Origin of the sequence: Plantibacter sp. LMC-P-059a, assembly GCF_030209505.1 — a bacterium.
Classification (GTDB): domain Bacteria; phylum Actinomycetota; class Actinomycetes; order Actinomycetales; family Microbacteriaceae; genus Plantibacter.
Genome location: NZ_JARVRZ010000004.1, coordinates 391057 through 403836 on the forward strand (window position 1 = coordinate 391057; position 12780 = coordinate 403836).

10 protein-coding genes and 1 tRNA gene are annotated in these 12780 nt (G+C 66.1%); 9 read left to right on the forward strand and 2 right to left on the reverse strand.

Annotated elements, in window-relative coordinates:
* Positions 1-73: 73 nt before the first annotated feature.
* On the reverse strand, positions 74-2680 hold the full coding sequence (gene lanKC, locus QRN27_RS11420; RefSeq protein ID WP_285042348.1) for a class III lanthionine synthetase LanKC: 2607 nt from the start codon (positions 2678-2680) through the stop codon (positions 74-76).
* A 292-nt stretch (positions 2681-2972) separates the two neighbouring features.
* Here lanKC and QRN27_RS11425 point away from each other — a divergent pair, with 292 nt between their 5' ends.
* From QRN27_RS11425 to QRN27_RS11435, 3 genes are read left to right on the forward strand one after another with little or no spacing between them, the layout of a single operon-like run.
* Positions 2973-4259, forward strand: coding sequence for a sensor histidine kinase (locus QRN27_RS11425; protein WP_285042349.1), 1287 nt, complete (start codon positions 2973-2975; stop codon positions 4257-4259).
* A complete protein-coding gene (locus QRN27_RS11430) occupies positions 4240-4896 on the forward strand; it encodes a response regulator transcription factor (protein ID WP_056010174.1) in 657 nt (218 codons plus the stop codon). Before QRN27_RS11425 ends, QRN27_RS11430 begins: the two co-directional genes overlap by 20 nt.
* A 29-nt stretch (positions 4897-4925) precedes the next feature.
* Complete coding sequence (locus QRN27_RS11435) at positions 4926-5174, forward strand: AAA family ATPase (protein ID WP_285042350.1); 249 nt, start codon at positions 4926-4928, stop codon at positions 5172-5174.
* 83 nt (positions 5175-5257) lie between these two features.
* Here the strand turns inward: QRN27_RS11435 and QRN27_RS11440 are convergent.
* A tRNA-Leu gene (locus QRN27_RS11440) sits at positions 5258-5344 on the reverse strand.
* A gap of 238 nt (positions 5345-5582) precedes the next feature.
* Between QRN27_RS11440 and QRN27_RS11445 the strand changes: the two genes are divergently transcribed.
* From QRN27_RS11445 to QRN27_RS11470, 6 genes are read left to right on the forward strand one after another with little or no spacing between them, the layout of a single operon-like run.
* Entirely contained in the window at positions 5583-6329 is a 747-nt protein-coding gene (locus tag QRN27_RS11445) for an FHA domain-containing protein (RefSeq protein WP_056010176.1), read from the forward strand.
* Positions 6326-6862, forward strand: a complete 537-nt coding sequence (locus tag QRN27_RS11450; protein WP_285042351.1) for an FHA domain-containing protein FhaB/FipA — start codon at positions 6326-6328, stop codon at positions 6860-6862. The genes QRN27_RS11445 and QRN27_RS11450 overlap by 4 nt, the downstream gene beginning before the upstream one ends.
* 4 nt (positions 6863-6866) lie before the next feature.
* The gene (locus tag QRN27_RS11455) at positions 6867-8111 is read left to right on the forward strand and encodes a Stp1/IreP family PP2C-type Ser/Thr phosphatase (protein ID WP_056010180.1); all 1245 of its coding nucleotides are present in this window, start codon (positions 6867-6869) and stop codon (positions 8109-8111) included.
* Positions 8101-9498 carry an FtsW/RodA/SpoVE family cell cycle protein gene (locus QRN27_RS11460; RefSeq protein ID WP_056780493.1) on the forward strand — a complete coding sequence of 466 codons (1398 nt, stop codon included), beginning with the start codon at positions 8101-8103 and terminating at the stop codon, positions 9496-9498. The genes QRN27_RS11455 and QRN27_RS11460 overlap by 11 nt, the downstream gene beginning before the upstream one ends.
* The gene (locus tag QRN27_RS11465; protein WP_285042352.1) at positions 9495-10970 is read left to right on the forward strand and encodes a peptidoglycan D,D-transpeptidase FtsI family protein; all 1476 of its coding nucleotides are present in this window, start codon (positions 9495-9497) and stop codon (positions 10968-10970) included. Before QRN27_RS11460 ends, QRN27_RS11465 begins: the two co-directional genes overlap by 4 nt.
* Positions 10967-12712 (forward strand): protein kinase domain-containing protein, encoded by a 1746-nt coding sequence (locus QRN27_RS11470; protein WP_285042353.1) that lies wholly within the window; start codon positions 10967-10969, stop codon positions 12710-12712. The genes QRN27_RS11465 and QRN27_RS11470 overlap by 4 nt, the downstream gene beginning before the upstream one ends.
* Positions 12713-12780 lie beyond the last annotated feature (68 nt).

The window sequence follows — 12780 nt, forward strand, 5'->3', positions numbered from 1 at the left end:
TCCGCAGGAGATGCTGATACCGCTGTTGTCGCCGTCACACCACATGCTGATGCCGGATCCGAAGACACCGACCTCAGGCCCGGACTCGTTCGACAGGCCCTGCAAAGAAAGCAATGCGCTCATTGTGTTCACCTCCTTCCATGTCATCGTCAAGTGGTCTGGGAAGAGTCACCGGGAACCAGTCGTCCGGGTTCTCTTCGAATAAGGCGAGGAGCGCGCCGACGTAGCCGGCAGCTCCCGTGGAGTAGTCCGCGGAGAGGTGGTATCCGTTGTCTCCGAGCATCACCAGCGCGTCAGGGTCGCTCCCACGGAAGAGGAAGTTCTCGGCGGTGAAGGACATCAACCGGACCCGTTCGCTGCCCCCATAAGAGAGCGGAGCTGACAGGAGCGCGCAGGCGATGCCAGCAGTCCCCCGAAACAGGCCGCCGTTCATGCTGATGATGCCGTCGACCGTCTGAGCGAGTCGTGCGATCTCGTCCCGGTAGTGGGTCGGCGCGCACTGTGCGAGAGCGAACGCGATCCCCGCGGCACCCTCCGACAGGTAGCCGTAGGAGACACGCGAGTAGTCCACTCGAAGGGTCCCGTTGTCCGCTTCGGTGAGCTGCTGCAGCTCGCGCTGGAAGCAGAGGTGCATCAGGTGATCCCAGGAGGCGTCCCCGGTGACTTCCGCGAGCTGGCGGCAGACCATTCCGACACCCGACCACCCGTCGAACAACCCGATGGTGTTACCGGTTTCCGAGTGAGGGCTACGGAGGTCCCCTCCGCCTGTGACACGGGCGGCGAGCAACGAGGCGTATCGGTCGCGCATGTCGCGAGCGGAGTCTGTGTCCGCGAAGGCAGCATCGCACAGAGCGAGGATCGTGCCTGCCAAGCCACTCCGCACGGATAAGTCAAGTCCGGGGTCGGCGCTTACCTCTCCAGCCGCGAGGATCACTTCGGCACTTGCAGTGTCGCCGAGCTGGGCGAGTGCGGCCGCGATGCCCACGGTTCCGCGGAGGAGACCGTGAAACGGAATGTCGTCCACTTCTCGCAGGCGCGCGCTCAACCACCTGTGGTCCTGCGTGACGTCGCGGCCGGCTCTTGCGAGCATGAGGATCACGCCTGCGGCTCCCGTCTCGATGTTCACTAAGGCGCTGGCTCCGTCTGCGAACTGTGTCGCGTCCCCGGGGAATCGGCGGGGTCCGTCACGTCGGGTTCCTTCGATGCCGTTGCACACCTGCTCCAAGACTTGTCTCCCTGGAGTGAGAGCAAGGCCTGTGGCGTGGCGGTACGGGTGCGACGTTGCCATCGCGTCCGGGGGCACAGCGTCGACCAAGGTGTTGACGACGTCCGCGACGTCTTCCGGGAATTGCTCCGCAACCTTCTGTGCCCGGTAGGTCAGCACGGACGGGTCGAACGCCCCGGCCAGCGACGGCCAGAACAAGTGCAGGACAACGGCAGCGAGCGCGTACCTGTCGCGGTCACGGTTCGAAGTCTGCGCGTGGGGTATGAAGCCCGGGGTGCCGATACTGCCGACCGCCGAGGCATCCATCTCACGGGCGGCTTCGAGGTCGATGAGTCGGACACGGTCGCCGTCGACCAGGATGTTCTTCGGCTGCAGGTCGAGAATGCTCCAGCCTGCATCATGAATCTGATCGACCGCGGTGATCATCTGCCGGGCGAGTGGCAGAGCTCGTGCAGCGTAGTCGGCGAGGACAGTCTCCTCCGTGCTGAACGGATAGTTGCTGGCTGCCCAGGATTGGAGCGTGAGCCCGGGAATGTACTCCTCGACGAGAAACTCATGGTCGCCGACAACCCGGTACTCGATGGCGTTGACGACGGCGCCCACGCTGGCGAGCTGCTTCAGAGCCCGGTGTTCACTCCGCAGCCGCGAGGTCGCGTCGGCGGAGTCCGAGCTGTACGCCGACCATCGCCGCGCCTCCTTCAAGACCACCTGACTTGATCCGGCGTCAGCAAGGTACACACCGCCGGCATTGCTGAAATGCAAGCTGGAGCGCACGACGTACGGATGCAGAAGTTCTTCCAACACCCCCGGCGTCGGACTGAGTCGCTCCTCGACAAGTTCACGGATCAGGGCCGGGGGATCAACGAAGCTCGGCAGCGTGAAGACGGCGGCGCGACTGTCGTGAACTTTCTCTCCGTCTGGGCTCTGAATGGCGTAGCCCGCCGAACCGTCCGCATGCTCGAAGCGGTCCAGGAAGAAGGCGCCGTAACGGAAGTAGACGGGACTCTCGCCGAACTTCACATCCGACAGAATGTATGGGCCGTCGAATCCGCGAAGAGCCTCATCGAACAGTGGCAGGAGTTCGCAAAATTCTTCATCGGTGCGGGGGAAGACAGTGATGAACTTGCCTGCCGACCCACGGTTGGCGTACTTCATGCTGGTTCGGCGCAGTTCGGTCTCGTCAGAGAGGTACTTGAAGGGGACACCACGCTCGACGCAGATGTCGCCGACGATGCGAAGCGCGTCTCGCGCCTGCTCCGGGCGAGTGCTGACGTGTACCTTCCACCCCTGGCGCGGGAGAACGCTACCATCGTCCGGGTGAAGCGTCGCCCATGGGCCGAACTTCGAGAGCGACCAGGTGGGGGGCGCGGGGTGTGAGAAGTGGCGACCCGATGCAGCGGTGGTCGACTGTTCGTAGTACGCCTCGCCGGGCGTGCAGTGCTGCAACCGCAGCATGGAGTGATTGCGGTACATCAGGCCTCACGTGGCTGACTGGTCCGAGCGACCCGCACCGGCTTTGTCGCTGAGGCCCCGAGCGCTGACGATGCCTGACATCGGCTGTCTGTCATGGCATCTCCTTCCGCTGCGTTCCTGGCTGACTCCTCCTGGTGGGTGGCGCCTGGCGTCCATCGAACCTCAGCCCTGGGCACCCGCACGATGAGTCCTGCCCTACTCTTCGAGGTAGGGCTGGCTATACCTTTCGGTGCCGCTGGCGATGCCCGGCGTGGGGGATCCCTAGGCTGGACCCATGTCGACGGCGGGTCACGTGTGGAAGGCGATGAGGTTGCCCCCGTGGCGCTTCGTTCTCAGCCGCTGGCCGTGGCGGGCACTCATCTACCTGATGCTGAGTGTGCTCGTTGGAGCAGCTCTCGTCCCGCTTGTGATTCTAACATTCCTGCTGTTGCCATTCTGGGGTCTCGTCCTCGGATCCATGGAGCGCCGACGCACACGCCTCCTCGGGTTCCCCGTGCAGATGAGCGACCACGCCGCGGTCGATGCCAGCGAGCGTCACCACTGGATCAACATCCGCCTCACAGAACGTGCGACGTGGCGCGAGGCACTGGCGCTCATCTGGGACCTTGTCTGCGCTCTCCTCGCACTCATCGTGCTGTTTTTCGAGACCATCACACTTCTGGCGCTCGGCATGGTCGCTGCCGCCGGTATCACCGGACCCACACCGACCCAGTTCTTCGGAGACGCCGAAGGGGTCATGACCCCCACAAACTGGTGGCCAGTCGCGCTCATCACCCTCGTCGTGCTGATCCTGTTCGGCTACATCAACGCGTGTCTCGCAACTGGTCAAGCATGTGTGTTGCGACTCCTGTGCGGGCCGAAAGCACGCGGCGTCGACGCGAACATCCAGCGTCTCATCAACTCGCGCCGTGCTCTCGCCGAGTCGTCAGACGCGGAGCGCCGTCGCATCGAACGGGACCTGCACGACGGCGTACAGCAAGAACTCATCGCACTCGGCGCACGACTGGGGATGATCGGCCTCGAAGTGGACGAGCTCGCCGCGAGAGGCACTGACACCACTCAGCTATTGCGAGCGGTCGACGAAGCCCAGGTTCAGGCGGAGCATGCGATGACGACCCTCCGTGACACGGTCCGCGGGATCCACCCTTCAGTACTCACCGATTACGGACTCCGCGCGGCCCTCGAGGAGCTCGCTGAGCGCAGCGACATTCGAGTGACCGTCGAAGGGAACCCCAGCGTTCACCTCCCCGCCGCACACGAGACCACCGTCTACTATCTGGTCGCAGAGGCCCTCACGAACATCGCCAAGCACGCATCCGCCTCCTCTGCCGTGGTCGCCACCGGCACCGATGGCAAGACGTTCATCGTCACCGTGACCGACAACGGAACAGGCGGTGCCGACAAACGGAACGGAACCGGACTACGAGGACTCACCGAACGTGCAGAGGCTCTCAACGGTCATCTGAAAGTCACAAGCCCCGCCGGCGGACCCACCGTCCTGCGAATGGACCTCCCCCTACCCGAAGAAGGGAACGCCTTGCATGCGAATACTGATCGCTGAGGACTCAGCGCTCCTGCGTGAAGCACTCATCGCTCTGCTCGAGCGGCTGGGCCACACGGTGGTGGGCGCCGCCGAGACGGCACCCCAGCTGGAGGAAGCGTACGCGCGACTGGACAGTGCTCCCGACATCATCATCACCGACGTCCGCATGCCACCCGCGAACAAGGACGACGGCCTGCAGGCCGCCCTTCGCATCCGGGAGCAGCACCCGCACCAGCCGATCCTCGTCCTTTCGCAGTACCTCGCGGACACGAACGCCCGCCGTCTCCTCACACTGCCCGAAGGTGCCGTCGGGTATCTGCTCAAGGACCGCATTAACCGGGTGCGTGACTTCGCCGGCGCACTGCAGAACATCGCCAGCGGGGGGACGACTATCGACCCTCATGTGGTCCAGCACCTCCTCAGCAGCGCACACCCCGGCCCGTTGGATACGCTCACGCCACGGGAGACCGAAGTCCTCATTCTCATGGCGGACGGCCAATCAAACGCCGCCATCGCCGAGAAGCTCGTGCTCAGCGACCCCGCGGTCGGTAAGCACGTCGGACGCATCTTCCAGAAGCTCGGCCTGAGCCCCGTAGATGAGAACCGGCGTGTGAAAGCAGTGCTCACGTACCTGCAAGCATCACGTACCCCCTGATCTCCCCGACAGCAGCGCAGAAAAGCACGATGTTCCTGGAAAGACTCACGCTCCAGAACTTTCAGAGCTTTGGCCCCGACCCGGAGTCCATCCGCTTTGATGAGCGGCTCACCGCACTGCTCGGAGGAAACGCCACCGGCAAGACCGCCGCAAGCCAAGCGCTCCTTCGCCTGTTCAGTGTCGCCACCGGACAGCCCCTCACGGGGCTATTCGTCGTGGACACAGAACGCGGCGAGCGCGGATCCCCGATCACGAACCACGCTGAGGCCCGAAAATGAAGCGGCGGTTGCCTCGATTTTCACCGAGGCAACCGCCGGACTCGCATTTCATGAACTGATTCGCGTTCTTACGTGAACCGCCCTGGTGCGCGAGGCGGGACTTGAACCCGCACGCCCTTTCGAGCACTGGCACCTGAAGCCAGCGCGTCTGCCAATTCCGCCACTCGCGCGAGACACCAGACGTCACCGCTCTCGCGGCAACTTATCGAGGATAGCACGCGGAACCCACGGCGGAGAACACCGGAGATCCGCGCCAGAGCGGGACGAAACGGCCACGAGGCTCCTCCACAGGGCCCGATCCCGGCCTGCCGAACGGGTGAACACCTGTCGTCGGCACCGGCGTCGATTGGCCTCCTGTACAGCCAAACCGTCTAACATTGCCAGGACACCGACACGAATCGAGAGACCGTGGGCATTCTGGACAACTTCGAGAAGGGACTCGAGCGCGCCGTCAACGGCGCCTTCGCGAAGACCTTCAAGTCCGGACTCCAGCCGGTCGAGATCACGAGCGCCCTCCGACGCGAGCTCGACACCAAGGCCGCCGTCGTCTCCCGCGACCGCATCCTCGTGCCCAACAAGTTCACCGTCCGCATGTCCCCCACCGACTTCGAGCGCATGGACGCCATCGGGCCCTCGCTCATCGACGAGCTCGGTTCGCTCGTCCAGAAGCACGCGAAGAGCCAGGGTTACTCCTTCCCCGGTGCCGTGACCATCCGGCTGTCCGGCGACCGCTCCCTGCCCGACGGCCTCGTCCAGATCGACAGCGTCAACCTCAAGGGCTCCGTCACCTGGGCACCCGTGCTCGACATCGGCGGCAAGCGCTACCCGATCACGCAGGCCCGCACCGTCATCGGCCGCGGCACCGAGGCCGACATCACCATCCCCGACACGGGCACGTCGCGGAAGCACGTCGAGATCCTCTGGGACGGCAACGCCGGACAGGCGCGCGACCTCGGCTCGACGAACGGCTCCAAGCTCAACGGTCAGCCCTTCCGTCAGGCGGCACTCTCCCCCGACGCCGTCATCGAGATCGGCCGCACCCGGATCGTGTTCCGGGTCGTGGCCCAGGCCGCCGGATCGGACCGACGGATGAGCGACGCGACCCGGCGTCACGACGTGTCGTCCTTCAGCGACTCGTGGGGAGACGGCGCGTGAGCGAACTGACCCTGCTGGTCCTCCGCATCGGCTTCCTGCTCCTGCTCTGGACGTTCGTCTTCGGCATCGTCTACGCCCTCCGCACCGACCTCTTCGGTCCGCGCACCCGGAAGCCACAACCGCAGTCGTCCAACGGTGCGCCGGCAACGCCGCCGCAGCCGATGCGGGCTGCGACCGCGCCGGCTCCCAGCCGGCCGACGTCGAGCGGCACGAGCGGCACGCCCGCGCGTGCGACGGTCGACAACACGTCCCGCCTCGTCATCGTCTCCGGTCCGAAACAGGGCACCGAGCTGCCCCTCGGACGCGAGCCGATCACCATCGGCCGCTCGGCCGATTCGGGACTCATCATCCGCGACGACTACACCTCGACCCATCATGCACGCCTCATGCTCTGGAACGACGAATGGATGGTCCAGGACCTGGATTCCACCAACGGCACGTTCCTCGCCGGCAAGCGCGTGAGTGTCCCGACGCAGATCCCGCTCGACACCCCTGTCAAGGTCGGCCAGACCAGTTTCGAGCTGCGGCGGTAACCCGGTGACGACCAGCGGCGCCGGCGCGGCGCTCTCCCATGTGGGTAAAGTGCGCTCAAACAACCAGGACTCCGGCTATTCCGGGCGTCATCTGTTCGTCGTCGCCGACGGCATGGGTGGCCACGCCGGAGGCGACGTCGCCTCCGCGATGGCACTGAACCGCATCATCGAGGCCGACGAGCCGTATCCCTCGTCGGAGGCGGCCGAGGCGACGCTGCAGGCGGCCATCCTCGCGGCCAACTCCATCCTCGGCGAGACGGTCTCGAAGCACCGGGAACTCACGGGCATGGGCACCACGGTTTCCGCCCTCGCGGTCATCGGCAACGAGGTCGCCATCGCCCACATCGGCGACTCCCGCATCTACCTGTTCCGTGAGGGCGAGCTCAGCCAGATCACGGTCGACCACACCTTCGTCCAGCGACTCGTCGACTCCGGCCGGATCACGGCGGAGGAGGCGATGGTGCACCCGCGTCGATCGGTGCTCATGCGCGTCCTCGGTGACGTCGACGCCTCACCCGAGATCGACACGATGACGCTCGGCACGCAGCCGGGCGACCGCTGGATCCTCTGCTCCGACGGCCTCTCCGGCGTCGTCGACGAGCCGCACATCGCCGCCACGCTCACCGAGGAGTTGTCGGCGCAGCGGACCGCCGAGAAGCTCGTCCGACAGAGCCTCGACCGCGGCGCACCCGACAACGTGACCGTCGTCGTCGTCGACATCGTCGACCAGCCGGTCGGCGACGCCGATCCTGTCGTCGTCGGTTCCGCCTCGAAGCCCGTCGCCTTCGCGCTCACCCCCTCGGTGAAGAAGCCGTCGCTCATCCCGAACAGCTGGCTGCACCCGGGGCGGGTCACCTCGCTCGGCAACTCCCACTTCGAGCCGGCGTCGGAGGACTACCTCGACGAGCTGATCGAGGAGGACGAGCGCCGTGCGCGGCGCCGCCGCATCACCTGGCTCGTCGGACTCATCGTCGTCATCGTCGCGATCGTCGGCGGTGTCGTGCTCGGCTACGCCTGGACCCAGACGCGCTACTTCGTCGGCGGCGACACCGACACGGTCGTCATCTACCAGGGCATCCAGCAGGACGTCGGGCCGATCCAGCTGTCGAGCGTCAAGGAGGACACGGGCATCCCACTCGGTTCGCTCTCCGACTTCGACCGGCAGGCCGTCGACCAGACCATCAGCGCGTCCTCGTTCTCCGAGGCCCTCGACATCGTGAAACGTCTGCGGGTGACCGATGACCAGTGACGTCGCAGCCCCGATCCAGGCCGACACCGGCGTCATCAAGACGATGCGTCGGCTCCGGCTCCCGAAGAAGCTCCGCAACCTCGAGCTGGCACTCCTCATCTTCGCCTTCGCGATCAACGCGGTCGCCGTCATGCTCGTGCAGCTCGGCGCTCTCGGTCATCTCGACTTCGCCCTCATCACCTTCGGCTCCGGGCTGTCGCTGCTCGTCCTCGCGTTCCACATCGTGCTCCGCTACACCGCAGCCGAGGCCGACCCGTTCCTCCTGCCGATCGCCACCGTCCTCGGCGGGATCGGCATCGCGGAGATCTACCGGATCGACATCGCCCTCGGCGACGCCGGCTGGGAGAGCGCGGCCGTCCGCCAGATGGTGTGGAGCGCGATCGCCATCGGCGGGGCCATCGCGGTCGTCCTCATCATCCGGAACCACCGCATCCTCTTCAAGTACACCTACGTCGCCGGCCTCTTCGCCTTCGTCCTCCTCCTCCTGCCGCTGCTCCCGGGCATCGGGCGCGAGGTCAACGGAGCGCGCGTGTGGATCGGGATCGGCGACGCGGTGACGTTCCAGCCCGGTGAGATCGCGAAGATCGCCCTCGCCGTCTTCTTCGCCGGCTACCTCGTCCGCACCCGCGACAGCCTGTCGATGGTCGGCAAGAAGTTCCTCGGTGTCCAGTTCCCCCGGCTGCGCGACCTCGGCCCGATCCTCGTGGTTTGGGCGATGGCGATGGGCGTGATCGTCTTCCAGCGCGACCTCGGAACGGGTCTGCTCTACTTCGGCATGTTCCTCGTCATGCTGTACGTCGCGACGAGCCGTGCCAGCTGGATCATCATCGGCCTCACCATGTTCTTCGCCGGGGCGTTCATCGCCGGCCAGACGCTGTCCTACGTCGCCGGTCGGTTCCACAACTGGTGGGACGCCTTCAACCCGGAGGTCTTCGACCGTGACGGCGGCAGCTACCAGCTCGTCCAGGGGATCTTCGGCCTCGCCCACGGCGGGCTGCTCGGTACCGGTCTCGGCCAGGGCATGCCGGAGATCACGCCGGTCCCGCAGAGCGACTACATCATCGCCAGCCTCGGTGAGGAGCTCGGTCTCGCCGGTCTGTTCGCCATCTTCGCGCTCTACCTGCTGCTCGTCTCCCGCGGATTCCGGGTCGGCTACGCGGGCACAGACGACTTCGGCAAGCTGCTCTCGATCGGCCTCGCGTTCACGGTCGCCCTGCAGGTCTTCGTCGTCGTCGGCGGCGTGACGCGGATCATCCCGCTCACCGGCCTCACGACGCCGTTCCTGGCCGCCGGTGGATCGTCGCTCGTCGCGAACTGGATCATCATCGCCGTGCTGCTGCGCATCTCCGATACGGTCCGAACCCAACCCAAGGCGGTGGTCTCATGAATCGTGAACTCAAGCGGGTGAGCATCGTCGTGCTGGCGATGTTCCTGGCCCTGTTCGGGTCGACGACCATCATCCAGATGTTCCAGGCCGACACCCTCAACGCGGACGGCCGCAACACGCGCACGCTGTACGACAGCTATCGCACGGAACGCGGTCCTATCCTCCTGACGGACGGCACCGCGATCGCCTCATCGGTCGCGAGCGACGACGAGTACAAGTACCAGCGGGTCTACGCGAACGGGCCGTTGTACGCACCGGTCACCGGCTACTTCTCGCCGACGCAGGGGTCCTCCGGGCTGGAGCTCGCCACGAACGACTACCTGAGCGGCACGTCGAACTCGCAGTTCCTCGACTCCATCAACCGGCTGATCTCCGGGCAGGCTCCCAAGGGTGCCGCCGTCGAGGTCACGCTCGACCCCGTGGTGCAGCAGGCCGCGTTCGACGCCCTCGGCGACCAGGAGGGTGCGATCGTCGCGATCGAACCGAAGACCGGCAAGATCCTCGCGTCGGTGTCGAGCCCCGGCTACGACCCGAACGTGCTCGCGAGCCACGACAACGCGGCCGTCCTCGACGCCTATCGCGCCCTCGACGACGACGACCGTCAGCCCCTGCTGAACAAGGGGGTCGACGGCGACCTCGATCCGCCCGGGTCCACGTTCAAGCTCGTCACCGCGGCGGCCGCGTTCGCCTCCGGCCAGTACACGCCGGAGTCGGAGTTCCCGAACCCGTCGACCTACACCCTCCCCGGCACGAGCACCGTGATCCGCAACTCGGAGGGCGGCAGCTGCGGCGGTGGGGCGACCGTGTCCATCGCGACGGCCGTCCAGCTCAGCTGCAACATCCCGCTGGCCGAGCTCGGTGTCGAGCTCGGGTACGAGAAGATCCGCGACATGGCGCAGAGCTTCGGCTTCAACATGGATGTGAACATCACGGGCACCGGCCTCAACCCCATGCCGATGCAGCCGAGCACGTTCCCGAACGCGCTGAGCGACGACCAGACCGCCATGGCCGCCTTCGGGCAGTACACGGTCCGGGCCTCGGCGCTCCAGATGGCCATGGTCTCCGCGGGTATCGCGAACGGCGGTGTCGTCTGCAACCCGCAGCTCGTCAACCGCGTCGTGAACCCGGATCTGAGCGTGCTGAAGGAGTTCGAACCGGCGCAGTTGTCGCAGCCGATCACGAGCGACGTGGCCAAGGAGATCACGGACATCATGGTCCAGGGCGTCCAGAGCGGTGCTGCGACTAATGCAAGAATAGATGGGGTCGATGTGGCTGGAAAGACAGGCACGGCGCAGAACGGATCGGACGATCCGTACACGCTGTGGTTCACCGGTTTCGCGCCCGCGGACGACCCCAAGGTCGCCGTGGCGGTCGTTGTTGAAGATGGCGGTGGACTCGGACAGGACGGTTACGGCAACCTCGTGGCCGCGCCGATCGCGAAGAAAGTACTAGAGGCGGTGCTGAATAAATGAGACCGACAGCCGGGCTGACCTTCGGGGGTCGCTACGAACTGCAATCTCGTATTGCGATCGGTGGAATGGGCGAGGTGTGGCAGGCCACTGACCTCGTCATCGGCCGCACCATCGCCATCAAGATCCTCAAGGACGAGTACATGGGGGACCCCGGGTTCCTCGAGCGCTTCCGTGCCGAGGCGCGGCACGCCGCCCTGGTGAACCACGAGGGCATCGCCAACGTCTTCGACTACGGCGAGGAGGACGGCAGCGCCTTCCTCGTCATGGAGCTCGTCCCCGGCGAGGCGCTCTCGACGGTGCTCGAGCGCGAGCGTGTGCTCCCCACCGACAAGGTGCTCGACATCGTCGCGCAGACCTCGTCGGCACTGCAGGCCGCGCACGCCGCCGGCCTCGTCCACCGCGACATCAAGCCGGGCAACCTGCTCATCACGCCCGACGGCCGCGTCAAGATCACCGACTTCGGCATCGCCCGCATCGCCGACCAGGTGCCGCTCACCGCGACCGGTCAGGTCATGGGCACGGTCCAGTACCTCTCGCCGGAGCAGGCGAGCGGGCACCCGGCGTCGCCGTCGACCGACATCTACTCGCTCGGCATCGTCGCGTACGAGTGCCTGGCCGGACGCCGTCCGTTCACGGGCGAGTCGCAGGTCGCCATCGCGATGGCCCAGATCAACGAGGCCCCGCCGGAGCTCCCGGTCACGATCGCCGAGCCGGTCCGCCGTTTCGTCATGTCGATGATCGCCAAGAACCCGGTCGATCGCCCCGCGTCCTCGGCGCACGTCGCCCGCGCTGCCCAGGCCCTCCGCCGCGGAGACCTCAACGCCGCGGCCGCAGCCGTCCCGATGATCCTCGGTGGAGCCGGCGAAGCCGCGACCACCGTGATGGACCAGACGCGCCGCATGCCGGCCGCCGACGACGCCACCACGCAGCTGCTGTCGGCAGCAGAGGCCGAGCAGTTCGAGGACGACGCAGCGGTCGAGGGTGAGAAGAAGAAGCGCAGCAAGTGGACCTGGCCGCTCATCGGTCTCGTCGCGCTCCTCGTCATCGTGCTGGTGGGTTCGCTCATCGCCGTGTTCGCGAACCAGGGGAACGATGCCGGCGGGACCACGCCGACGGCCACCGCCAGCTCCGCGCCCCCGACGAAGACCAAGACCCCGACGCCGACACCCACCCCGACGCCGACGATCTTCCCGATCAACCTCAGCGACCTCCAGGGTCGGTCCTTCGAAGAGCTCAACACGATCTTCAGTGCACCGCCCTACAACTTCAGCGTCTCGAAGAACGTCGGCAACCCGGCGACGACTCCGGAGCAGGTCGACACGGTCTACGACGTGAACCCCACGGGCAACGTCAAGACGGGTTCGGCCATCACCCTGACCGTCTACGACGAGGTCGCCGTCATCGACCCGCCGACCGAGGCTCCGAAACTCGACCAGTCCTCCCTCGACGACGGCTCGCTCGTCATCCCGAAGGACGCCACCTCGACCACGATCAAGGTCGACTGGCTCGCGCTGCAGAACGCCTGCCCGACCGGTGCTGATTTCCTGGGCTACACCGTCGCCGTCTCCGGTGGGTACTTCCAGAACAACTCCTCCGGGCAGTTCGACGCGAACACCACCACCGGGACCATCACGGTCGACGCCGTGGGGCAGCTGACCGTGTCGTACGCGGTCCGGTGCAGCACCGGCACCTCGTCCGGATCGCCGTCGTCGACCGCGGTCAACGTCATCAAGGAACAGTAGGCCGATGCCTCCGCGAGTGCTCTCAGGGTCATCCCTGAGAGCGCTCGAAGGGCGCGCGAGTAAGCTGT